Source organism: Xylocopilactobacillus apicola (assembly GCF_033095985.1).
In the GTDB taxonomy this organism is placed as follows: domain Bacteria; phylum Bacillota; class Bacilli; order Lactobacillales; family Lactobacillaceae; genus Xylocopilactobacillus; species Xylocopilactobacillus apicola.
On the sequence record NZ_AP026802.1, the window covers coordinates 162,665 to 186,273 of the forward strand.

22 protein-coding genes are annotated in these 23,609 nt (G+C 34.1%); 10 read left to right on the top strand and 12 right to left on the bottom strand.

The features are described 5' to 3' along the window. Positions 1–283 precede the first annotated feature (283 nt). The 4 genes from R8495_RS00995 to R8495_RS01010 all read left to right on the top strand — a co-directional run bounded on the left by R8495_RS00995 (position 284) and on the right by R8495_RS01010 (position 2,476). Positions 284–544, top strand: coding sequence for a SemiSWEET family transporter (locus R8495_RS00995; protein WP_317635705.1), 261 nt, complete (start codon positions 284–286; stop codon positions 542–544). A gap of 38 nt (positions 545–582) precedes the next feature. Further along, positions 583–1,293 carry a MurR/RpiR family transcriptional regulator gene (locus R8495_RS01000; protein ID WP_317635706.1) on the top strand — a complete coding sequence of 237 codons (711 nt, stop codon included), beginning with the start codon at positions 583–585 and terminating at the stop codon, positions 1,291–1,293. A 39-nt stretch (positions 1,294–1,332) separates the two neighbouring features. Then, on the top strand, positions 1,333–2,196 hold the full coding sequence (locus R8495_RS01005) for a MurR/RpiR family transcriptional regulator (RefSeq protein WP_317635707.1): 864 nt from the start codon (positions 1,333–1,335) through the stop codon (positions 2,194–2,196). A gap of 76 nt (positions 2,197–2,272) precedes the next feature. Next, positions 2,273–2,476, top strand: a complete 204-nt coding sequence (locus R8495_RS01010) for a hypothetical protein (RefSeq protein WP_425613250.1) — start codon at positions 2,273–2,275, stop codon at positions 2,474–2,476. A gap of 80 nt (positions 2,477–2,556) precedes the next feature. On the opposite strand, the gene R8495_RS01015 is transcribed toward R8495_RS01010, so the two are convergent. From R8495_RS01015 to R8495_RS01025, 3 genes are all read right to left on the bottom strand, one after another. Next, on the bottom strand, positions 2,557–2,922 hold the full coding sequence (locus tag R8495_RS01015; protein ID WP_317635708.1) for a Fic family protein: 366 nt from the start codon (positions 2,920–2,922) through the stop codon (positions 2,557–2,559). Positions 2,923–3,011: 89 nt separating this feature from the next. Then, complete coding sequence (locus R8495_RS01020) at positions 3,012–3,572, bottom strand: hypothetical protein (protein WP_317635709.1); 561 nt, start codon at positions 3,570–3,572, stop codon at positions 3,012–3,014. A gap of 32 nt (positions 3,573–3,604) precedes the next feature. Further along, positions 3,605–4,138 carry a type I restriction endonuclease subunit R, EcoR124 family gene (locus R8495_RS01025; protein WP_317635710.1) on the bottom strand — a complete coding sequence of 178 codons (534 nt, stop codon included), beginning with the start codon at positions 4,136–4,138 and terminating at the stop codon, positions 3,605–3,607. A gap of 632 nt (positions 4,139–4,770) precedes the next feature. Here R8495_RS01025 and R8495_RS01030 point away from each other — a divergent pair. The 4 genes from R8495_RS01030 to R8495_RS01045 all read left to right on the top strand — a co-directional run bounded on the left by R8495_RS01030 (position 4,771) and on the right by R8495_RS01045 (position 11,151). Further along, positions 4,771–4,944 (top strand): hypothetical protein, encoded by a 174-nt coding sequence (locus R8495_RS01030; protein WP_317635711.1) that lies wholly within the window; start codon positions 4,771–4,773, stop codon positions 4,942–4,944. Further along, the gene (locus R8495_RS01035; protein ID WP_317635712.1) at positions 4,934–5,941 is read left to right on the top strand and encodes a hypothetical protein; all 1,008 of its coding nucleotides are present in this window, start codon (positions 4,934–4,936) and stop codon (positions 5,939–5,941) included. Before R8495_RS01030 ends, R8495_RS01035 begins: the two co-directional genes overlap by 11 nt. 93 nt (positions 5,942–6,034) lie before the next feature. Then, positions 6,035–10,459: an Eco57I restriction-modification methylase domain-containing protein gene (locus tag R8495_RS01040; RefSeq protein WP_317635713.1), complete on the top strand. Its 4,425-nt coding sequence runs from the start codon at positions 6,035–6,037 to the stop codon at positions 10,457–10,459. Further along, complete coding sequence (locus tag R8495_RS01045; RefSeq protein WP_317635714.1) at positions 10,459–11,151, top strand: N-6 DNA methylase; 693 nt, start codon at positions 10,459–10,461, stop codon at positions 11,149–11,151. The genes R8495_RS01040 and R8495_RS01045 overlap by 1 nt, the downstream gene beginning before the upstream one ends. A gap of 26 nt (positions 11,152–11,177) precedes the next feature. Here the strand turns inward: R8495_RS01045 and R8495_RS01050 are convergent, their stop codons facing one another. The 6 genes from R8495_RS01050 to R8495_RS01075 form a co-directional block, all read right to left on the bottom strand. After that, a complete protein-coding gene (locus R8495_RS01050; RefSeq protein WP_317635715.1) occupies positions 11,178–12,641 on the bottom strand; it encodes a hypothetical protein in 1,464 nt (487 codons plus the stop codon). A gap of 50 nt (positions 12,642–12,691) precedes the next feature. Continuing rightward, positions 12,692–13,891 (bottom strand): ATP-binding protein, encoded by a 1,200-nt coding sequence (locus R8495_RS01055; RefSeq protein WP_317635716.1) that lies wholly within the window; start codon positions 13,889–13,891, stop codon positions 12,692–12,694. A 48-nt stretch (positions 13,892–13,939) separates the two neighbouring features. After that, entirely contained in the window at positions 13,940–15,796 is a 1,857-nt protein-coding gene (locus R8495_RS01060; protein ID WP_317635717.1) for an ATP-binding protein, read from the bottom strand. Beyond that, positions 15,780–16,790, bottom strand: a complete 1,011-nt coding sequence (locus tag R8495_RS01065; protein ID WP_317635718.1) for an SIR2 family protein — start codon at positions 16,788–16,790, stop codon at positions 15,780–15,782. Before R8495_RS01065 ends, R8495_RS01060 begins: the two co-directional genes overlap by 17 nt. Positions 16,791–17,253: 463 nt before the next feature. Next, complete coding sequence (locus R8495_RS01070) at positions 17,254–18,222, bottom strand: Abi family protein (protein ID WP_317635719.1); 969 nt, start codon at positions 18,220–18,222, stop codon at positions 17,254–17,256. A gap of 244 nt (positions 18,223–18,466) precedes the next feature. Continuing rightward, positions 18,467–19,174: an ATP-binding protein gene (locus tag R8495_RS01075; RefSeq protein WP_317635720.1), complete on the bottom strand. Its 708-nt coding sequence runs from the start codon at positions 19,172–19,174 to the stop codon at positions 18,467–18,469. Between the two features lie 346 nt (positions 19,175–19,520). On the opposite strand from R8495_RS01075, the gene R8495_RS01080 reads away from it, so the two are divergent. After that, the gene (locus tag R8495_RS01080; protein ID WP_317635721.1) at positions 19,521–20,258 is read left to right on the top strand and encodes a PH domain-containing protein; all 738 of its coding nucleotides are present in this window, start codon (positions 19,521–19,523) and stop codon (positions 20,256–20,258) included. Between the two features lie 62 nt (positions 20,259–20,320). Here R8495_RS01080 and R8495_RS01085 read toward each other — a convergent pair whose 3' ends face one another. The 3 genes from R8495_RS01085 to R8495_RS01095 form a co-directional block, all read right to left on the bottom strand. Further along, complete coding sequence (locus R8495_RS01085) at positions 20,321–20,842, bottom strand: hypothetical protein (RefSeq protein WP_317635722.1); 522 nt, start codon at positions 20,840–20,842, stop codon at positions 20,321–20,323. Between the two features lie 621 nt (positions 20,843–21,463). Then, positions 21,464–21,748 carry a DUF6176 family protein gene (locus R8495_RS01090; protein WP_317635723.1) on the bottom strand — a complete coding sequence of 95 codons (285 nt, stop codon included), beginning with the start codon at positions 21,746–21,748 and terminating at the stop codon, positions 21,464–21,466. 478 nt (positions 21,749–22,226) lie between these two features. Continuing rightward, entirely contained in the window at positions 22,227–22,754 is a 528-nt protein-coding gene (locus R8495_RS01095; protein ID WP_317635724.1) for a DUF4865 family protein, read from the bottom strand. Between the two features lie 109 nt (positions 22,755–22,863). Between R8495_RS01095 and R8495_RS01100 the strand changes: the two genes are divergently transcribed. Continuing rightward, a complete protein-coding gene (locus R8495_RS01100) occupies positions 22,864–23,592 on the top strand; it encodes a LysR family transcriptional regulator (protein ID WP_317635725.1) in 729 nt (242 codons plus the stop codon). Positions 23,593–23,609 lie beyond the last annotated feature (17 nt).

Here is a 23,609-nt window from a genome sequence, read left to right on the forward strand (position 1 = left end):
CAAATTTAGGTATTCAGTAGCGATATTTAAATGATGATTCGTTTTGATAATATCATCAGTGACTTTTTAACGGACATTCATGGCTTTTTTCAGTGGTATTCCTGTTAAAAAAAGATTTTGCAACTACAGATATTGCTGGGTATAATTACATGACTGCTCGTTTTTTATTAACCCAACTTTAGATATGAAACGCAATATTTTAGCTATTATTAGAAAAGTTATCATACCTAGTGATAAGTTGAAATTGATTAATGAGTAGAAAAATGGTTGATGGAGATTAGATGTGGAAGATAGTAAATTTATAAAAATTTTGGGTATTGCAGCAGCTGTGATGGCGATTTTGATGTACGTTTCTTATTTGCCGCAAATTATGGACAATTTATCAGGTGCTAAAGGTAATCCATTGCAGCCCCTTGTAGCAATGATTAACTCTACTTTATGGTTTATATATGGAATTGGAAAAAAACCACGAGATTTTTCAATCGCCGTGGCAAATTTTCCTGGAATTATTTTTGGAGCTATAACATTTTTGACAGCCATTTAACAAGCTGATTGTTATATTGAATGTGAGGATATTTTTTTATGAAAGCTAAAAGTAAATTCACGCCAACCGAGCTCAAAATTTATCAATTTATTCTGTCTAAACCAGATAAAGTGGTCAATTATAGTTTGCGCCAACTGGCTTTAAAGTTGAAAGTGTCGCCAGCTTCAGTTGTGCGAACAGTTAAAGATATGGGATATGCTCACTATGAAGATTTGTGTGAACAGCTAAAAAATAGTGCTGAAGATTTACCAGTAACTGACGACATTACCTACCAAGCTAGGTGGTATTTTCAACAATCATTATCTCGGATTTACGATAAAAAAATTGATCAATTTAAGAAAATTGCCAAGGACTGTCTCGATTTCGTTTTTTTTGGAATTGGCACTTCAGGTTATTTGGCTGAGTACGGGGCCCGACAATTTGTTAATAACGGACAAAGTGCTTTTGTAATTTCTGATTCCTCATATCCAATTCAGCTTGGAAAAAAAGATTTTCCCAAGCGAGCTTTAATTGTTCTTTCGGTTAGTGGTGAAACTGATCATGTTATTAAAAGAGTAATTAACTTCAAAGCAAAAGGCGTTAAGATCATTAGTATTACGAACAATTCAGATAATACTTTGGCTCAATTATCAGATATTAATTTCGACTATATGTTGGAGCCAAAAATTATAGGGTATACAATTAATTTGACGAGCCAAATCCCGGTAGTTTATATCCTTGAGCGGCTTTCGCGTTCTTTTGATGAATGAGATGATTACATTAAATGATTATTTTCTTGGTGAATAACAATGACCCTTTTAGAGACGATTCAAGCACGTTTAAGAAGACTGAGCCCCGTCAATCGGGCACTTGCTCAGCAAGTTCTTAATGATCCAGATTCCTTTTTAAATCAAACAACCTCACAAATTGCTCATGCTAGTGGGGTTTCAGACGCTTCGGTGATCCGCTTTGTTCGTTTATTTGGTTTTGCCGATTTGCGATCGTTTAAGTTGACGCTCGCCCGAGAAGAAGATCAGTTCATCCCCGACACCCCGCTAGATCCTTTGGTACAAGATGAGGATGACTTATCGACGATGATGCATAAGCTAAGCCAAACAACAACAGAGGCAGTTAATGATCTTCTTAATGAATTAGATCAAGCAGCTTTGAAAGAGGCAATTAAAATTTTGCGTCATGCGAACCGAATTTATTTAGCAGGGGTTAGTGCCTCGGCATTAGCAGCACAAGATCTTTATCAGAAATTGATTCGAGCTGGTAAATTGGCTATTTTTGATCGTGATACTCATACAGCTTTGGAGCGGGCTTATTACATGACGGCAGATGATGTGTTGATCGCTTTTTCTTACGGCGGTTTCACCAAGGAAGTGGTCTTGATGGCTCAGCAAGCTCGTAAAAATGGGGCGCCTGTAATTGTTGTAACTCGAAAGTCTAGCAATCCTTTACGCGAGACAGCCAGTTGTGTAATCACTTTGCCACCAACCGAGTCACTTTTAAGAATTGGGGCGATTACCTCACTTTTTGGCGAGACTTACGTTGCTAACATTCTTTTCTTGGGAACGGTGCAGGGCAGCTTAAATAAAATGGAACAAAATTATCGTGCCACAACTCAGTTGACAAACAAATTAAAATTAAAAGGCAATAAAGACAAATGAAAGGACAACTTGAGCGTTTGTCTTTTTTGTTAAGGATTGCACGGGTTCAAATTTAAATAAGAAAAAATAATGAAAATTGTTCGAAATTAATTGTTACATGGACTTTGCTGATTTGTCGTTTGGCGGCAGCTCTTATCGGAGCAATAACTTAGAACGGTGGAATTATTATTTTTGCAATTTAGATATTTACCGGAAGCCAGTCAACAGCAAAATTCAAGCGCCGTTTGATCCAATCGATAATAATTTGGAAGTCATGCAGGAATTGATTTTGATTCAGTGAGTGGTATGCTAGCGAAAGTAATGAAAAACCTGCAGAAAGAGGTAAAAAGGCTGCAGAAAGTTCAGAAATTATTTGTGATTTTAATATTGATCGAGAGCGGTTCTGATTAATTCAGGAAGCGCTTGATAATCTGCTAAAATTTGTTCTTTAGTTTGGAATATTCCATATCTAGTTGACTTTGATTTTCCATATTTTTCGATTATTCCTTTTTGTATGAGTGAGTTTAAGGAATTGGTTACTTGAGTTCGAGTCAATTCGGTAATTGTTTCAATTTGTTTATGAGATAAAGAATTTCCAGGTGAACTAATTATCGACTTTAATATTATCCTCTCTCTTTCGTTGATTTCCTCCCCTTGAAAGGTACTTAGGAAATCAACTTTCCAAATTTTTAAAATGGTTTTTTCAACATTAGTTTTAATTTCAGGAGGGGCATATTTATTAAGCAAAGATGATTCGTATATTTTTTCTCCTCCGTGACCAGCTCTTTCACCATAGCCCGCCTGTACAAATAATTTAGAAATTATAACATTTCTGTTTATTGAGTCATTGGTGTAGAAAAAATTTGCGGTGGAACTTTCATTTTACCGGGATTAGCAAACTCGTAATAGTTTAAATAGTTATTTACAATTAAAGGAAGATCACCAAAATAATCGGTATGCATTAACATATTGATTAAACCCTCTCTAAGTGCTATTGTCATTGGAGTTTTGTGGTCAATTCTTTGAGCCGATTCTTTATCGATTGTAAAAGGGTTCTCTATTGTTGAATATAACTTTTGTTCCACTGTTTTAAAAAAGGTATAAATGTTTAAATCGCTTTCGATGGATGAAATGCGATCTGTCCACCGATCTTTTTCAGGATGACTTTTGTCATAGTAATCTAATTGAAAATGCGGAAAAGCATGGATTATTGCGTTGTTTTTCCCAAAGAACAATAGGCCTCCTGCGGTAATGCCCCACTTCCCGTCATTTTCGTAGTCTTTTGATAAAACCCTGATTCTTTTAAGAAACTCATTGATATCTAAACTGGAATATGATTCATATCCGTTTCGGTTTAATAAGTCGTTTTTATAGCCAATGATAGATTCATAGTCCAAAACGTTGCTCCGATTGCTTACTTATTTGTAATTTATTTATCCATTTCTTGGAACTTCATGATGAGCTTATCTTTAAGTTCTTTTTTCTTTTTAAATTTTAGATCCAATTTGATATTAATTTCATTAATCTTGCTATTTAAACTTGGGTTATCTTTGAGCTCAACTCCAGGGATGAACAAATGATAGGCTTCTAAGATATCTTCTGAATTATAGCCATTTTCATATGCCCAGCGATTAAGTTCGAGTTCTTGATTCTCTTTGTGGATTTCCTTGATTACATCGTTAAAACTTTGAGACGTAAAGTGCTTGTGGAAATGTCCAGCCAAGATACCCTCTAACAAGCGTCTCAGATCCAACTCCTCAACCGAGTTTGATGACGCAACGTGTTCCTTGATTGCAGCTTCGTTTTCTGGCGTTTTTTCATCCATATAGTTATTTAAAAGCTCGATTAAGTAATCGTAGTCAATGATCTCGCTTGAGTATTTTTCAACCGAAATTTTGATATCAGTGAAATCCATTTGCTTCTTTTGGGGCAATTTTTCGTTGAAGTCATTCATTCGATCCATGACATTATACTATTCTTTGCTGTTAAACCAATGGTTCTTCGTATAGTAGTAACGCATATAATAGTTATGCATGACAATATTTGTTATAATTTGATTGTTAATACATGTAAGACTTGTGTAGTAGCATACTTAAATGTTTTGGAGAAAAAATTGCTATTTGGAACCCCGATATTATTTAGAATTGCTTATTTTTTTACATCGTTCGCCCCAGCGTTACTGTTGGTCGAGTTTGGAGCAAACAATAGATTGAAAAAAATGATGGGGATGAGCAGCTTATTTATTATTTTAATTACTATAATTTTCATCATTTGTTCTGGATTTTACATAAAGAACCATTTAGAAAAAGCTCAAATGAATTCGAAAAATACAGTTAACAATGTTGTTTTAAACTTTAATATAAAGAAAAAGAGCTATGGCGAGCATTATGTAATCCAGTCTCAAAAGGGAATCAAAGTCAATTCTGGGTTTATTTCTTTTACTACGTCGATAGTTGCTCCCTCACTAATCTTTAATTTTTTGAAAGAGGATCAAGTTTTAATTTCTTTTGCTATAATAATCACTTTTTTATCTTAATGATGATGAGTAATGATGTATTTCCCAATATTGTTTTACCGTTATTTGGTGTTCAGCTAATGGTTACTTATGATAGATATAATATTTTTTATTTTTCTAATAATACTGATATATTATCGGGTGTTAAAAAATTAAATAGCATCGGAACTGCTGGAAGTCTTGCGAGGACGTTTATAATTACGGATATTGAAGTTGAAGACAGTGAATTGAAAGATAATAAATATGACAAATAATTTTTATGCAGTAGGGTGGCAATCTCCCAACAGAAGTCAGTCGTTTGGACAAGTTAAGAATTTTAGAAAAGTAAACATTAAAAAGGGGTTTGATGAATTTGTCAAACAAATTAAATTTTCTGGAGTTTCTCAGGAATTAGAGAGTGATCCAGTCAGTAAATTTGAAGATGCTAAGTCTTGCTTAGAAAATGTTGAAACTAATGGTAACAATACAGATGTGCACTTTTATAGAAAAGTTACAGAAAAATATACAAATGAACTTTCAAGAATTAATAAAATAAATGATCAACTAAATGAGGATTTACCGCCTTTAAAAAACTTTGAAAATATACGATTTTATATTTTGACAGATTCAGATGAAAGCAATACTTATAGATTTTATATTAAAGCTTTAAGAACGACTAAAATAAAAACGAGATTTATTTTAACAATTATTGATAGTCTTCTAAATATTAATGATATTGAACATAATGGAAAGTCTCTTCCCTATGGTGTTTGTTATGTTGAAGTTTTAGATAGAAACAGCAATATAGTTCAATATATATTTGATGTGCAGGAGTATGAAGATATATTTGGGTTAAATGATTCAAAAATAAAGATGGCCAAATTAAATTTCGAAAAATTTATATCCGTTGAAAATAATGTTAAACCAGAATATATGATTTCTGGAACTTATTCAGTTAAAGTTGATGACAGGGAACGTGAGGGAATATATAAAAAGATAAAAGAAGACAGAAAACTCGCAAAAGCACTCGCTAAATACAACGGAGAGGCTAATGACTTTGAATGGGAAAATATAAAAAGATCTAATGAAATGGCTGAACAGTTTAGACAGACTCCATTTAAATTTGATAATGATTCAAAAGAAATTTTCTTAACCTCAGATTCTTTAGATGCGTGGGTTTCAGCCATTACTAATACAAAGAAACATAGTATAGCTAAAGGTGAGGATGAAGACAGTTTAGCAAGAAATAGAAAAACTACTAAAACTGAATAAATTTAAAATTAATGACTATTGAAGTTTATTAATGTTCGCTGATGGTTCGAGTTTTATAATTATAACTATAATAATTTATATAAAGGTCTCATAATGGAAAAACAAACGACAACTAAAAGTAATTTTGAATTTTTACAAAATAATTTATATACCCAAGCTTACTATGATACAGCTCACGACGCAGAGGATTTATATGCTGATGGTAAATTCAGCAATGAATTTGAATCGATTCGTAAAGTAGCCGAAAATGTTGCTTCAGAAATACTAGATCAAGAATTTGTTGAAGTGGATGACCGAAGCACCTTCAATGACCGTTTAAGACAAATAAAAGAACGAAATCTCGCAAGTAAAGAGGTATTAGATGATTTTTATTATTTAAAACAATCTGGTAACGAGGCTGCTCATACCCTGAAAAAAGCGTCAAAAGAGGATGGGTATAAGGGATTACAGAAGATGTACCATATTTTAGTTTGGTTTGTCCGTACCTATTATGATCCTGAATTAAAAGTAAATAAATTTGTCGAACCGCATCAGAGTGTTACATATCAAACCGCTGAAAGAAAACTAATCTATGTTCAAACGGCTGATAATGAAGATGGAGAATGGCCTCAATACCGAGGTTTGGAAAAAATCGGCGATGCTTCGATTCCTAGCTTTGAAATGGATAGTAGACCAAACAGTGAAGATTTAAGAAGTGCTGCTGATAAGCGAGTGGGCAGTTATATGAAGACTGCAGGGGTTCCTTACAATTTGCAGTGGGCAGAACTAGCTTATCGTCAATCTGACCATTATTGGTTTCGTGATTACGATGTACATGATGTTCTTCTTCGTTCTGGAATTGAGAAAAAAGAAGTTGGCGAAGGTAATGAATGGTTTAAAACCGACTTAGATACTGCCAAAAAAGCAATTAAGGCAGTTAAAGAAGGTCGTAGTTCAATTGAGGCGCCAAACTTAAACACACCAATTAAAATAGTTTTGAGACCAGAACAATCAGACGCTGTTAAGAAAACTGAGCAAACTTTCAAAAAACACCACAAAATGCTCTGGAATGCGAAAATGCGTTTTGGTAAAACTCTAACTGCACTTCAATTAATTAAAGATGAAAAATACAAACATGTCTTAATTATGACCCATCGACCAGTCGTAGATCAGGGTTGGTTTGATGACTTCACCAAAATCGGAATGGGTGAAGCAGGCTATATCTATGGTTCTAAAAAAGAAGGAGAAGACTTTTCTTATTTAGCCAATACAGATAAACCGTTTGTATACTTTGCAAGTTTGCAAGATCTTCGAGGTTCTGAGCTTGTTGGTGGCACCATCGATAAGAATCGTGAATTGTTCAACACGGATTGGGATTTAGTAATTATTGATGAGGCTCATGAAGGAACGCAAACTGAATTAGCCCAGCAGGTTTTAGATCAAGTGGTCCAAAAAGATCATACCAAGTTGCTGGAACTATCGGGAACACCATTTAATCTCATGGATCAGTATGAAGAAGATCAAGTTTATACTTGGGATTATGTGATGGAGCAAAAGGCAAAGTATGACTGGTCAAATGATCACCCGGATGAAAAGAATCCATATGATGGTTTGCCTAAGGTATCAATGTATACCTTTGAAATGCAGAAAAAATTTGACGATTCCCGATTTGTTACTGATGAAAGACAATCTTTTAATTTTAAAGAGTTTTTTAGAGTAGATAAGCATGATCAATTCGTTTATGAAGCAAAAGTGAAACAATTTTTAGATAATATTTCAACTCCTGATAAGAAGACCAATTATCCTTTTTCAACTGAGGATTTTCGAAATCAATTAAGACACACGTTGTGGATTATGCCAGGAGTTAAGGAAGCTAATGCTTTAGAAGATTTGATGAATAGACATCCGGTTTTTGGCATGGACTACAATATTGTGAATGTTGTCCGTAACGGTGATAATGGGATCACTTCTGAAAGTGATATTAAAAGAGTGAACGAAGCGATGAAGCCAGATCCCGCAAATACTAAGACGATTACCTTAACAGTTCGTAAACTTACAACGGGAGTGACAATTAAGCCATGGACAGGAGTTCTGTTCTTGTCTAATACTAACAGTGCAATGCAGTATTTGCAGGCAGCATTTCGAGCACAAACTCCGTATTCATCACCAACTTTTGGTCAGAAAACCAATTGTTATATTTTTGATTTTGCCCCTGATCGAGCATTGACGATTATGGCAGAATCAACGCAGTTAAAAACAGGTGTTGGAAAAGTCACTAGTTCGGTTCAAAAAGAAAAAATGAGCGAACTGATGAATTTTTTGCCGATCATCGGGGAAACTGGTCAGGGAATGAAGGCTTTCAAGGTTGATTCTCTTTTGGCAAAAATTAAAAGAGTCTATGCTGAGAAAGCGGTTCGTTCAGGGTTTGATGATGATTCTCTTTATAGCGATGAACTTTTGAAAATCCAAGATGCGGATCTTAAAGACTTTGATAATTTGAAGGCTATTGTGGGGACAACTCAAGCTGACAAGAAACCACTTAAAGTAGATATCAATCATCAAGGGCTTTCCGATGAAGAGTATGAAGCAGCAGTTCGAGCTGAAAAGAAGCCAAAAAAAGAGCGTTCTTTGGAAGAACAGGCTGCAATCGACAAAATGAATTCGTTAAAGAAACAACGTAAAACTTTGATTTCGATTTTGCGGTCAATTTCAATCCGAATTCCGTTGATGATTTATGGAATGGATGTAGAGCTCGAAGAAGATGTTGATATTAAGAAGTTTATAAAAAATGTTGATGATCAGTCTTGGATTGAATTTATGCCAAAAGGTGTGACGAAAGAACTCTTTAAGCAATTTACTAAATATTTTGATCAAGATGTATTTATTGAAGCAGGGAAAATCATCCGACGGCGGGTTAAAGCACTTGATAAATTAGATCCAATTGAACGAGTTGAACAGTTGACGGCAATATTTAGTACCTTTAAAAACCCTGATAAAGAAACAGTTTTAACCCCTTGGCGAGTTGTTAATATGCAATTAGGGATGACACTTGGAGGATATTCTTTCTTTGACGAACATTATCAGTATGAGACAATTGAGGGTAAAAGAGCTAATCATTGGATTGAAACAGAGTATACAAATCAAATTTTTAACCCTGAAAGCCATATTTTAGAAATTAATTCCAAGACCGGACTTTATCCACTCTATGCAACGATGTCGATCTATTGGCAAGAATATCAAAAGTTAAATAATGAACATGCTGGCAAGTTTGATTTTGGAGATCAACTCGATCTATGGGCAAAAATTTTAAAGAATAATATTTTTGTAATTGCTAAAACTCCGATGGCAAAGGCAATTACCCAAAGAACTTTATCTGGTTTTCGTGGATTAGATACGAATATTGAGTTCGTTAAGAATATTGTTGAAGATTCTAAAAAAGATGTTGATGAAGAAGCTAAGAAGATTAAGGGGATGCTTAATAATATGAAGTTTGACGTAGTGATCGGAAATCCGCCGTATCAGGATGAAAGTAGAGGAGATAATGATAAGTTTGCCCCACCTATTTATAATGAATTTATGGAATTATCCTATAAATTATCGGATTTAGTTATTTTAATCACTCCGGCAAGGTTTTTGTTTGGAACAGGAAGCACTCCAAAAAATTGGAATAGAAAAATGCTTTCAGATAATCATTTTAAAATTATTAAATATGTATCGGATAGTTCTTCAGTTTTTCCCAAAACTGATATAAAAGGTGGTGTAGTAATAACACTATATGATAAGGAGCATTTTTTCTCTTCTATACATGATTTATATAATCCAGCAGGAATTTTTGTGCCATATACTTCATTGGTTTCAATCATGAAAAAAGTACTAAATAAAACGACAAATATGGGGTTAGATAAAATTGTTTATGCAGCTGAAACTTATAAATTTACGGATTTAATGCATAAAGAACACCCTTCAGTAGTTAATCGTCTTAGCAATGGACATAAGTATGATTTAAAATCTAATGTATTTGATAATTTGAATGACATTTTCTTTGAATTTATTCCAAATGATAATAAAAGTTATATAAAAATTTATGGAATAGGAAATAAACATAGAACTTATAGGTACATTAGAAAAGACTATATATTAAGTGGCCCCAATTTTAACAACTGGAAAGTATATCTTCCTAATGCAAATGGAAGTGGATCTTTAGGAGAAGTCATAAGTAGTCCTTTTATAGGTAAACCAGGAACAGGGAATACACAAACATTTATTAGTATAGGCAATTTCAATTCAGAATACGAGGCAAATTCTACGCTAAAATATATAAAAACAAAATTTGCAAGAACAATGCTTGGTATCCTGAAAGTAACACAAAACGGCAATAAGGATGCTTGGAGACTTATTCCACTTCAAGATTTCACTCCTAATTCTGATATTGATTGGTCAAAATCTATAACAGAAATAGATCAGCAATTGTATAGAAAATATGATCTATCAGAAGATGAAATCAACTTTATTGAAACGAAAGTACAGGCAATGGATTAGTGGAAGAGAGGCTTATTAAATCTGCTGAACGAGTTAAGAATCATGGTGAAATATTTACACCCAAAAAAACCGTGAAGTATATGCTTGATCAGCCTGAAATAAAAGAAAAGTTGCATTCTTTAACGGCAACTTTTTTGGAACCTTCCGCAGGAGAAGGTGCTTTTTTGGTTGAAATATTGAAGCGTAAAATGATTTATGCGATTGGACAAAGTCATTCAGATAAAGAGTACGGCGAAAATTGTCTAATTTCACTTTCTAGTTTATACGGAATTGAGATTCTTGAAGATAACATTGAAATTTTGATTATGAACATGATTATGACTTTCTCTGACATTTACACGACCCATGTGAGGTCAAATTTTGATGTGAAGGCTGCTGATAAGCATGTTTTAGAAAGTGCTAAAGTTATTATTCGAGCAAATATGGTTCAAGGAGATGCACTTAAAAGAGTAAAATCTGATGGGAGTCCCATTATTTTTAGTGAGTGGAAATTAATCTCTGGGAAAATAAGGAAGGTTCAAAGAACAGAATATACTTTTGATTCGATTATCGAAGATGGTGATCCAACAGGAACTGTTAATGGATATAGCGAACAAACTAGTTTATTTGGAATTCCAGAACCTGAAGAGAAGCCAAAGAAACAATACACAGTTGTTAAATGGACTGATATTTATAAACAGAAGGTTGTTTAGATTCAAAATGTAAATTTTAGTTCAAGCTAGTTATCAATCTTACTTAATTCCTTTTTCACATCTTTAATTGACTCTTTATATCTAGATATATAGCTGTTGCTGATCCGATTATCAGTCAGAATTAATTTTTGAAATTCATTTGATTCGAATGTTTTTTCAAGTTTAGAGATATATTTCTGAGATAGGGGACGATTTTTAAGTATTGGAAGTGATTTTATTGCAACTTTCATACTTTCCAATTCTTGAATATTTTTTTGGCTTATATAATATTTTTCGAATTCCTCATTGCTGCCAGATTTTCCAATGATACTTCTTTCAATGTAACCAAAAGTAAGAGGACAACTAAGTTCTTCAAACAAGTATTCGCTCCAGTCTGTGTCAAAAGGGGGATGATATTTTATGTTAAAGAGTTTGGATAAGATACCAAAATTAATTGGGTCTGCATTGGAAGTTATATTAATAAACAAATAATCTAGTTTTAATCCTAAGGATAACCTATCTTCTGAATTTTTGGATTCTACTTCATTTACTTTGTTTAAGAAAGCGCTAATTAAATAAGATTGCGAAATTCCATTTTTGTTTGGTTCAAATAATGATTCACTATCTATTCTCCATTGTTTGTTTATAAGGTTATAATCCTGTCCTTCTCTATCTCTAAACCATAACAAATTGCAGAGGTTATTTGCTAACTCGTCGAATATGGGATTGTTTTCTGCAGTAAGACTATTCGGGGTTATTGAATAGATAGCTTTTAAAAATTCATGGGAACGAAAGTCATTATTACTAACGTTATTACATTCTTTTCTTATGATACTAAGCCACGTGTAATAAAGTTCAATATCATCACTAGATTTTATTAATTTGAACAACTCATTAAAACCAAATATGAGAAAATCGCTCTCTTTAATCCGATTAGATAAAAATAAATCATTTAAATATTCCTTAGTTAAAGTTAAGAAATATAGTTTTAAATTGCTTGAACCTTGAGCATAAATAGTTTTAAAAAAATCTAAAAATTGATTTCCATTATAGGTATCCTCATAATGGTACTTATTTTGTTGAGAAAACAAATCGAGGTATTTTTCCCAAATCTGTAAACGCTGTTTATCATCCAAAGATTTATCAAGAAGTGTCTTTATTCTCCAACTATATCGAACTCCATTTGGATATGACTCACTCCAATCAGACAGCCATCTAACTGAACGGAATATAATTACGCTAAGAATTATTAAACCGCCACCGAAAACTATTAACGATAAAATACGAAAGAATGGGATTGCCCAAAGTAGGAATGGTAATACTAAACATATCAGTCCTATAAGAAATAGTTTAAAGTTAACAACTTTTTTGAGGATAACCGCTTGATCCCAGGGATTTCCCTTTACAGTATCAATTAGCCAAAATGTAATTGTCACAATTATTGTAGAAATTAGTGAGGCCACAATGCCAAGATTATTGATTGGGAAAAGTTTTTCTATTAAATCATTCATTCATTAAAACTTTCTATACTACGAGTACTAATTAAAATTTATTTTAGATTCTACTTATTATCTTTTTTAAGACGGTAGATTGGTAGGATTTTTTTAATTTCTTTTGCTAATTTTTGTTGTCTTAAAAGAATGGCAAACACTTCTTTTGGTGGTTTTAAACTTTGATTTCTACAATTGTTAATGACTGCGTCTGGTATAATTTTTAATTCTTCTTTTGTAGGTTCTATTTCTTTAGAAATACTATCCCAATTTTTTGAAACAATATGCTCTATATTTTTCATTTCGGATTCAGACTCGAAAAAAACTACACTTTCATAAAATTCTGCTAGAGGGGCTGCACCTAAACTTTTGTTTGAATAGTTGTAAAACTCAAAAAGTTTTTGAATCAGGCCCTTCATTGTTCCAGCTATAAAGTAATAGTAAAATGAATCATCATTAGAGAATTTCATTTGGCTAACCTCTGGAGATACTGAAATAACACGACCGCCATCAAGCCAAACAACACTTAGTTCTTTGATCGTAATCTGTCGATAGTTTACTTTCAACATGCTCCAACTAATTGTACAATCTATATAATTAAGCGAGAAAGGCTTAATATCAGCCCTGTTTTCATCATCACGTACTAAATTCATATTAAAATCCGGATTTAAATTATATAAGAAACCGTATCCCTCTTTATTTTCATAGTAGGACCAATTTTCCACGTCTTGTAGTACGTAACTATATCTTTCCAGAATTGGTACATCGAATCTAAAATGTTTTTGCCAAAGTTTTTCTACTTTGGGATATTCGGCAGTTCCATCTATGGAAACATTTCGATCACCCTCACGCATAAATATTTGGCCAGGAGTGAGGTAGTTCTTGGATCCTTTTTTCGGCCATTTTTGATTTAAATAAATCGGGACGGCATTTGTATTGATAATTCTAAGAACATCAATTTCGTGTTCAGCGTATTTAAGTGTTTCAATTCTAATTTTAGGTTTATGATCACCAGAGATTGGTAATTTATTAATCATGTCTATCAAATCGGCTTGGTTACGACGATTTTCATCATTTTCGATCCCAATAACTTCCTGGTTGTCAGACACACCAAAAATAAGAAAGCAGTCGTCGTGATGTGTCGTATTTACAAAACTAAAGATATCTTTTACTAGTTCGTAATTTTTTTCTTTAGAGTGCCACACCTGTTTGAAATCGTGGTGGTCGTCTTCCTTAAGATCAACCCACCGGCGTAATTCCATTGTATCCATTTTTACTCCTTTTAATCCCATAGTATTAACAATAATTATTAATTTGATTTAATTTAATATTGATGACATCCAAAGCTCAGTCAAGACAACGTCATCACTTTTTGGACGCATTACTTCTTCTTTTTCGATCTTAACAAAAACCGGTACTTGCATTGAATTACCAGTTATTATTGCTTCACCTTGTCCAAGACTTGGAATCATTTGATAAGAACTTCTGTCCAAGGTTGGCATGGTGTTTTCCAGCATTTTTAAATCCTTCTCGTTAACCAATCTGTGGATAATGTAATTATGCAATTGCGACATGATTGTCGGAGATATATCTGCAGGTCGCTGGCTTGATAAAGTAAGGAAAAAACCGAACTTTCGTCCTTCTTTAATGATTTCTTCGAATACCGATAATCGATAGTCCTGCCAACTGTCTCCGTTATTATGATATTCGGAGTTTAAAATGTTATGTGCTTCATCGATTATTAGGTGCTTCGTTTGGGTGACAGTATTTCCGGCGACCATTGATTTTTGCTCATCGTAAATCATCTTAGACAGCAACATTGGGATTAGTCTTTTTATTTCTTGATTTGCGTGAACTAGCGATATTATATTAATTCCGCCGAATTTATCAGCAGTTTGTTCTCTAATCTCTATGACTTTTTCTAGACTTTCAAATGCTGATTTGATCCTGTGAAACAGAGGGTTAATGAATTCAATATTTGTTGATTTCCAAGCAGAAACATAAACTTTCTGAAACTCAAGAAAAAATGATAATTTGTAGATTTCAGAAGCCTCATCAAAGTTTTCCGCTAGTTTTGTTTTTAAGGCATCTATGTTGAAATATTTGTATCCATGTGTAGTAATTTGTCCGTCTTCTAACACGGGTACTTTATCAGGAGAAAACATGTCCATGACCCCAAACTTGTTTTTAACAAGTATATATTTTAGATTTTCCAATGTTGTTGGATTAATCCCGATGGATTCAGCTGCTTTTATCCAATTATCAAGCGCTTCTGCACTAACGCTTTTATAACTTTTTAATATTGAAATTAGTAATCCAATTTCAGTATCCGCAAAACTTTCCCCATCTTTAATTTTCTTTTTATATTCCCTTAAAGCATTGCGTATAAAAGGCACCTGAGTCGCTGGTCTTGCGTCAAAAAGGATTGCCAAAATATCAGCATCGAATAAGTAGTCCTTTTTAATTGGTAGTTTACGACCTTCCTTCTCGTTTCTAGTGTTGATTTCAAAAATTTCTTTGTTATTGGTAACACCAAACATATTTTCTGCAACGTACTCTCCATTAAAATCGATTACGAAAAATTGAGATGTATCAAAGATGACACCAAATAAATCATATTTAATTAGTTCAAGATATAGCTTATGTAGAGTATTAGATTTCCCACTTCCAGTGTTTCCAAAAATGCCTATATGAGAGGCGAAAAACTTGTTAATTGGTAGTCTTATATCTTGACCTTCTAGAATGGATTTTCCGATATAAATTGAATCTTCTCCTTTTTCGAGTCCAAAAATCAGATTAAGCTCTTCTTTTGTGGTCAAGGTAACTTCGTTTCCGACCATGGGCACGTATTGACTAGTGACTTGAAATTTTTTATCTTCAATTACACCCTTGGTTTTTAGGGTGACGATTCGATTAATCGAGTCTTTATGAAAACGATTATCGAATTCAACACTTTTTACGGTATTTTGCTGATCGATGATTTTTTCACGGGAAACAGTTGCAATAATTTTGACATCGTTTTGGTTAATGGTTAAAAAGGCTCCAATTTTGGGACCAGTTAAGATTTCGCCATACCAAAGAAATTGCGAATCATTTGACATGGAATACATCCCAACTTGTGATAAGTCACCGTCTACACCAACAATCACGCCTAATTTCTTACTTGGATTTGGCATCTTTCAAATCCTCCTCCGAAGCTCCATTTATAATGTTGGTTAAATTTGGTAATTGAAAAGTTAACTTTTTTCCATCTTTTGTGCAATGACAAGGAGCAAAATCTTTAGGAGTTAAAATTCTCAAATTATTAGGGACAACATCGATACCCAAATTATCCAAATAGGTCTTCTCATCAGCATCATTATAGCCAAACACAAAGATTATCAATTCTGGATTTTGTAAAGCCCGTCTGATCATTTTTCCAATATGCTTATCTTGAAAAGAAAAACCCATAACAAATAAAACTGATTGCGGTTTGTCTAGTTCCAATTGAAATACACGAAGCATTTCATAAAAATGGTTATTGACAAATGTATCTTTTTCTTCGTTACCTGTGGGTTTTACAACATTGGGATTTTCGCTAATTTTCGTAGAGATTATTATTTTGTCGTCTTCTTTTGACCAGTTTACTGAGCCGTGGGGTTTTATCAAAGAAATTGATGGAATTTCACTAATATAGTTGTCATTCAGGCCTTTGTATGACACAACCTGATTGTAGTTTGAACTGTCTAAAGTACGTTTGAAATACCCTCTGGCGCCATCATTAAATACAAAACGGCTCGTGTTGTGCAATTCATCAATAGATTTTTCAAAAAATAAGTCATAGTTAGTTGTGAAAATATTAACTGACTTGGGTGTTTGCCTAGAATTAGACAGGTTTATGACATCAATAATTGATTTGATAAAATCTTTGTATTCGTTTAGGTTCTCTTTGATAGTTTCTTCGTCATCAGATGAGAGATCGTTTTCCAAAAGTACTTTGCTTACGCCTATAACTTTCTTTACAAGTTCATTGTCATCAGGAGCGTCATCCATTAATCCGATCGATTTTGCAGAAGTACCTGAACCAATCAGAAAATTCAATCGTTTAGTTATCATTAATTTTCTTAATAACTTTATTTGATCACTGTCGTCAATGATATTTGCTTTATCTTGATCGTTTTTAAGTTCCATTTTTGCTCCGATTTGTTTTTTTTAGCAGTATAGGAGTATTAATTATTAAAGTTTGCAATTCACTCAATCTACCACTTAATCATTTTACCTAATTATTGGGTGTTTTTTAAAGCTAAATAAAAAATACTACTATATATAGTAATATGATCAATTTTTATAATAATTATGGCGGAATTTATTTCAAGCTAGATATATGTTGGGGGGGATTTTCAAGATAGGAACTAAAAATAAAAAGCAGCCGACATCAAAAGACATCAACTGCTGTGCAAACAGAAAATCCAGTAACAACCCGGAAGTTCCGTTTTGGAACTTCCGCTCGTGGCAAGGGTTCATCCCTCTAAAACTAAAAAAGCGGTCAATCTCTCAAAGAGAAAATCGACCACTTCAAGTGCCCTCCGCAGAGGAACACCCCAATTAATACACTCATTATATTAGATATATTTGGACAAAACAAGAGCAATTGCTAAAAATTTTTAGCAGCTTCAAGTTTTAACTGTGGATTGGTAAATAAAACTCGGTCAACGATTTCGGTATTATTGATATTTTTGGAAAAGCTATCAATGATGTCTGAAAAGTCTTTGATGAGCTTTTTTTGTTTAGATCGAGTTATCCCAAACAATTTTAAGTAGTATAGGATGAGTAAAAAGTAATCTGTAATCGTATCAAAAGAGATATCAGGCACCCCATACTGTCTAACTAGATGTTCTTTGACGGAATGTCTAATATCGAAATCTTGAAAACGACAATCAAAAATAATCTGGTTATGAGCAACACTGTTACGCAACGGCTTCAAGATAAATACGTGTTTAATCAATAGTTCAGCTTGTTGATCGATACTATTGTTGTACATTCCGATGCTATTCTCAAGTTTTATTCGCAAACTTTTGTTCATCAGCTCTAAAAACTTCCCAACATTTCCTAGACTGAAAAGCTCCATTATTGACCACAAAGGTAGAGGTTCGTCTTTATGCAGATAGTGACTTACAAAAATCGAGTTGTACCTGTTGCATATCAGACTATCAACGCTTCTCCTAAAATTAGTTTTATCTCGTAAAAATTTCTTCTGTTTTGATTCAGTTTCATTATCGTCTTTATTTCTGGTTAAAACTTGGTCGAATATTTGATAAATTGTAGGATCATTTCCTTGCGTTGCAACCTCAATAGTTCTATTTTTAATTGATGTTTCAACTGACATGATCAATGGATAAAAAAATGCTTTCAATTGATTATCGAATTCAAACAACGTGTTAATCTGGCTAAAATCTTTTATCTCGAAAGGTCTGTTTTTGGTTCGATAAAACTTATATGCCTTGTATCCGTGATAATAGCCCATATTTTGAAGATTGAGTTTATCCTTTCTTCCGTTGACATTTATATTGTGTTCTTTTCTAATATGGCGAAGTAATCCGTCAGTCGATTTTCCTTTATTCATTTGCTGATCCTTAGATTTGAATGTAATAAATATACCACAAAAAAGAACGTTTGATCTATAAAAAGTCTTAGTCATGAGCATCACTCTAAATTGAAAAACCCACAAACCAAAAAAGATAACCCCAGGCACATAGGAATGCTCAGTACAATTGTACTTACCCCATTCTGGGACCCAGTGTTTATCCTTCACAAGTTATCTTATTTACAGTACATTTTACCAGTTTAAAGTGATTTATGAAATCACTTTAAATCGAAGATCGGTTTTTCAAAACGAGCTTTACGCTATCACTTCTAGTGATGTAGATCGGCTCAGGGAGACCAGCGGCATTCATTTCAGAGAAAATCCGACTCACGCCTTTGCCAGTCCCACCAAAACTGGCGATCCCGGCTCCAATTGCTGGATTGCGCCCAAGTTCGTTTTTGCAAATATTTTCTGTCGTAATTCCCTCGGGAAAACTGCCGGGGCTGAGGATCTTTAAATGATCGTCAAAAATATCAATAGTAATCGGATCCTTTATACGATATGACCGGTGGATTACTGCATTAAGGAGTCCTTCAAACCAAGCATCTGTTGGATAATGCTCTTCGCCGCTAAATTTGCAGCGGTCAGGATCAAAGCTCCGAAGTTGATTTGTCAGGGTTTTCTTTGCGCTATTTAAAATACGGGGTAGGGGGCCAATCAGTTTGGTCTCTTGAATCACGTTCGCTCCTGATCCAGGATTCAAACCCGAATATCTGGTGATCTTGATCCCAGGGTTAAATTGGAATTCGGATGATTGCTTGGCGAACATAACGATTCCAGCATTGGTCAATCTATATGCACCCAACTCTGGCTCATTAAGGTAAATTTCAGCGGCAAATCCGTGAGCACAGAAAGTTTTCCAAAGATTCTTACATTTACGTTCATCGCCAGCCAAGGATAGCAGGTATTGATGTACTAACTTTTCCTTCAAGTCGCTTAAATCGGCAAGGCTTACAATTTTTTCTTCAAATGATTTGATCTTTTACGCTCCAGTTTACAATTAATTTCAGTAACAACCCGGAAGTCCCGTTTTGGAACTTCCGCTCGTAGCAAGGGTTCATCCCTCTAAAACTAAAAAAGCGGTCAATCTCTCAAAGAGAAAATCGACCACTTCAAGTGCCCTCCGCAGAGGAACACCCCAATTCTTTTCTATTGTAATTGAAAAAACGCTACAAAACAATAGTATGCCATTCCTGAACAGATCAATGTAAAGCCTGTTATATGGCGCCAACGTACGATATACTATTAAACAAATATTACATTAAGGACAAAAATAGATGAGCAAATTATGTGCAATTGATAACGCTGAAATTGGGATGATGAGCGGCAAAGTTCAGGTCGACGGAATGTGGGTTTGTGAGGATCATTTAAAGCAAGCTGGTTTCAAAAATGCGACTGAAGCGTTGAAGAAGATCGATCGTTTCTCGCTGGAGGATCTGCAGCAGGCGCTTGCAAGAAATGTCAATTTAAAAGAGGCGATCGATGGGGATAAAAGTTCCCGGATGGCTGAAATCAAAGCACAGTTTGAGGCTGCTAAAGTTGTTGATCTTGTTGGAACCAAAAAAGAGGTCAAAGCGCTGCCTGAAATTTTGCAGCCCAACGAGGTCGTTAAATATGCTACAAGCGGTGTGATTAAGGGTACGGTTCTAATGGTGCTGACAGATAGCAGGATCTTGTTTATCGACAAAGGTCTGGTTTACGGCTTCAAGTCGACCGAAATCCCGCTAAACATGGTCAATAGCGTTTCGTATTCAACCGGAATGCTGTTTGGAAAAATCAGCATTACTAACGGAGCGATCACTACTACCATCGAAAGTGTTGGCAAGGAAAGCGCACCAATTATGGTCGATCGCATCAAAACCGAAATTGCTAATTCGCACCAAGCAGCCATTCATCACGATGACGATCAGGATTTGATCTCCAAATTAAGAGAGTTGAAATCTTTAGTCGATGAAGGAATCCTCACGGAAGAAGAGTTTACTGCTAAAAAGAAACAATTGTTAAATTTAAAATAGATCATTGAAAAAGCGGTATTCCGTTCATTTCAATGGGTTTTTAATTGAATATAATATTAATTTTATAAGCTTGGATCTAGCCAGGCATTTTTTTTGACTTCTAAAAAGATGAATTTAACTGATGGGAGGTCATCTGAATCACAAATTTCTCTTAAAACCTCATCGTCAACAGTTGCGACCCGAAATGGAGTCGAATCATTTTCAAAGAGGTTAAAACTTACAACATTAATTTGATAGATTGGGTAGAATTCACCGTTTTCTTTTTGACCACCATTTTCTAAAATATCTTTAACGGTCCTTGCCAAATAGGTCGGGAGGTATCCTTCGTCTGGGATATTGTATCGAAAGATCGATTGAATCCTGATGAGGCATTTCTCCCCATTATCGAGTTCGGCAATTGCTTGGATGTATTCGTGTTTTAAGCAAGGTTTGCTTTGATCGTAAGGATCTTCAAATTCAGCATTAACAACATTTAGGCCAGCCATGTCTTTTACAAATCCGGCAAAAATATTGGGATGTTCACGATTGGCGAAAACCTTTTTCATTATGTAGGGGTTGAGTCTGGAATATTTTTGTTCTGTCATTTTTTAAAACTCCTTTTTATTTTTGGGAGCCCTTTTTTAGCCCCCTATAATAAATTACGCAAAAAAATTAAAAATTGATCATATCGGAGCTAAAAAAATTAATTTTAAAAATCAGGTTCTTCAAATGGCAATAGGGGAATTGCAATCATCCATGTTAACTCATAACTATTTAAAAATGGGATCCTCCAAGTTTTATTATTTAGTTAAAGCCTAATCATGCTTTTTATTTAAGCCTCTTTTTGGGTTTCAAAAAATAAACGTCACTGGTTTGTTGCTTTTCAATTGCGCTTACTTCGGGTTTTATCCCAGATTAAGATAAAGGGATGGCTTGACTTAATATAACCCCGATTTTTCTTCCGTGGTGCATAACTCGTGCTACTACTTTTATAAGTTTTGCGGTAGGAGCGGCATTGATCGCTGCTTTTAAATTTTTGATGAATAAACAGGGTTAAAGGTTCTTCCTTAGAAGATTTCAATAATTTAGAATTTACGTTTATTCTTTTGTTTTTATATCTTGGTTGAATCTTTCGCCTAAAAACATTTATCTAGCAAAAGAAACAAAATTCCTACTTAATCTTCCTTTTTTGGTAATTGAAAAGTATTTTCTAATTTAAATTTCAATCATGGTTTGCTCGTATCGATACACTTATCCCAATATTTAACGTGCATCTGGTCAATCGGATTTGAACTTTGTGCAACGTTCGGGCCGGTTTCCGTTTGATTGGAGTACCAACAGAGATAGAACTGTTTGTTAATGGTAATTGAAAAAATATGTTCTAGTTGCATATGTTCGGCGAATAAAGTTTGGTCGACCTCTGCTTGATGATTTTTCAAAAACTGCATCCATTCTTTGGCCTTTTCAATTTTAGCGGCATAGACAGGAAATCCTTCAAGTTCGACAATCATGATTATTTGCTCCTTTAAAAACTCCTTTTTATTTTTGGGAGCCCTTTTTTAGCTCTCTATAATAAATTACGCCAAAAAATTAAAATTTGATCACAACGGATCTAAAAAAATAATTTTAAAAAACTATAATTATTCACGTTTCTTTATTTCATAATTTTATTTAAAAAATCGTTAAAGTCAGTATCGTTTTCCTCACTCGCATCTTCCCAGTCTCTAGTGTCAGGCAATTTGCCGTTGTGTCAGAAATTGAGAAACATTTGTTGGACTTGCGCTTCTTCAGCAAATTCACCTAAGACTTGCAGGAGTCCACAGTTACTGGCTCATGGATTAGGAAAGGTGAGCGAATGGATGTTTCTTTCAATTAATTCGGTAGGACGGCCCAGGTGAGGGTAAAAGGAGTTTTTGTTTTAGTATTTTCCATTCTATCATTGCAAACATCTAAACACCAAAAAGCCGACTCAACGGTCAGCTTTTTAAACTATTTGTCTAATGATAAATGTAAAATTGTATATATTTTTTTATCGGTGTCTTGAGGTCGATTTTCAAAAAATGAGAAGGTTGCGTATTTCCATTTATCTGGATTGTAGATCGTTACTTGTCCTAACATATCATCATAGCTTTCAGCCTTAAATTCAAAGCCATTCAATGCTGCAGCTTCAGGAATATCATGATATTCTTCCAGAACGTATTTACTCTTAGGAAACGATTCGCTTAAATTAACAGTTTGAGTTACGCCAATTTCAATATTTTGCCAACCGAATGATCCGATGATATTGTCGAAGAAGCCGTCGAAAATGAATTTATTCATTCCCTCAGTCTGTTTCCAAACATATAGAGGCGAGTAACTGTTTTGTAAATCTCCTGAAGATTTGTCAGTTATTAAATATGCCTTGAAAAGTAGGTCAGTAAAACCGTCGGTCTTACTTCCATTATTTAGGACGCGATCTCTGATAATTCCCATCTCGTAGTCAGCGGGTAAGCCCACTTTATATTGCATTGCTTGCATTTGTTGTTCTCCTTTATTTGGTATGACACTAGTATAGATTCGTGTACACGCTTGGCATAATCCTGGTTTGTGATATGCTTATCATTATTAATGATAAGGTAGGTCACAAATGAACTTTAACGATCTAATCGTATTCAAGACTATTTATGAAGAAAAAACCATTAACAAAGCTGCAAAAAAATTGGGCTATACCCAATCTAATTTGACTGCTCGCCTGCATGCTCTAGAAAACGAATGCAATACAAGCCTTTTTGTCCGCAGTTACAATGGCGTTTTGGCTACTGAAAACGGGGAGAAGTTTTACTCTTTCGTGCTTCAAACTTTATCCCAATTTGATGAATTAAAAAATTCATTTTCAAAACATTTACCAGAATTATTGACGTCAGAGCTGTTATTTAAGTACATTGTCGTTGATGACCAAGAATTCTCGATTGCTTCAACTAAAATTACCTGCAAAAAAACCAGCAAAATTGCCCTTGAATTAAATAAAAGACATTACGATTATGTTGTTACCTTCAACAAGTTAAACCGAAATGATTTTAAACTGGTTGCAACCAAAGACCTTCCGGTCAGTTTTCTTTCGGGCAAAGAAAACATCAATGACGTACCAGTGCTGATTAACAGCGATCATTTATGTCCGCTTCGAAAACTCACAATTAAATTAGTAGAAAATCCTGAACGCTTGGTCGAAATTGATTCCCTGGAGAACATCTCACAGTTAGTTTTAGATGGTCAAGCCACTGCACTTTTGCCTAATTACTTGATCAAAGATGGATATCAGACAATTGATGATCGTTCGTTTAGCGTTAACTATTATCGGTACAAATATTGTACTTAATGCAACATAATGCATTT

Bases quoted from the DNA above. Each gene is read 5' to 3' on its own strand.
- R8495_RS01035 (WP_317635712.1), top strand. From the start codon at position 4,934: ATGACAAATAATTTTTATGCAGTAGGGTGGCAATCTCCCAACAGAAGT.
- R8495_RS01050 (WP_317635715.1), bottom strand. From the start codon at position 12,641: ATGAATGATTTAATAGAAAAACTTTTCCCAATCAATAATCTTGGCATT.
- R8495_RS01065 (WP_317635718.1), bottom strand. From the start codon at position 16,790: ATGGAACTTAAAAACGATCAAGATAAAGCAAATATCATTGACGACAGT.
- R8495_RS01005 (WP_317635707.1), top strand. From the start codon at position 1,333: ATGACCCTTTTAGAGACGATTCAAGCACGTTTAAGAAGACTGAGCCCC.
- R8495_RS01085 (WP_317635722.1), bottom strand. From the start codon at position 20,842: ATGACAGAACAAAAATATTCCAGACTCAACCCCTACATAATGAAAAAG.
- R8495_RS01070 (WP_317635719.1), bottom strand. From the start codon at position 18,222: ATGAATAAAGGAAAATCGACTGACGGATTACTTCGCCATATTAGAAAA.
- R8495_RS01100 (WP_317635725.1), top strand. From the start codon at position 22,864: ATGAACTTTAACGATCTAATCGTATTCAAGACTATTTATGAAGAAAAA.
- R8495_RS01095 (WP_317635724.1), bottom strand. From the start codon at position 22,754: ATGCAAGCAATGCAATATAAAGTGGGCTTACCCGCTGACTACGAGATG.
- R8495_RS01040 (WP_317635713.1), top strand. From the start codon at position 6,035: ATGGAAAAACAAACGACAACTAAAAGTAATTTTGAATTTTTACAAAAT.
- R8495_RS01000 (WP_317635706.1), top strand. From the start codon at position 583: ATGAAAGCTAAAAGTAAATTCACGCCAACCGAGCTCAAAATTTATCAA.
- R8495_RS01030 (WP_317635711.1), top strand. From the start codon at position 4,771: ATGGTTACTTATGATAGATATAATATTTTTTATTTTTCTAATAATACT.
- R8495_RS01080 (WP_317635721.1), top strand. From the start codon at position 19,521: ATGAGCAAATTATGTGCAATTGATAACGCTGAAATTGGGATGATGAGC.
- R8495_RS01060 (WP_317635717.1), bottom strand. From the start codon at position 15,796: ATGCCAAATCCAAGTAAGAAATTAGGCGTGATTGTTGGTGTAGACGGT.
- R8495_RS01090 (WP_317635723.1), bottom strand. From the start codon at position 21,748: ATGATTGTCGAACTTGAAGGATTTCCTGTCTATGCCGCTAAAATTGAA.
- R8495_RS01055 (WP_317635716.1), bottom strand. From the start codon at position 13,891: ATGGATACAATGGAATTACGCCGGTGGGTTGATCTTAAGGAAGACGAC.
- R8495_RS01025 (WP_317635710.1), bottom strand. From the start codon at position 4,138: ATGGATCGAATGAATGACTTCAACGAAAAATTGCCCCAAAAGAAGCAA.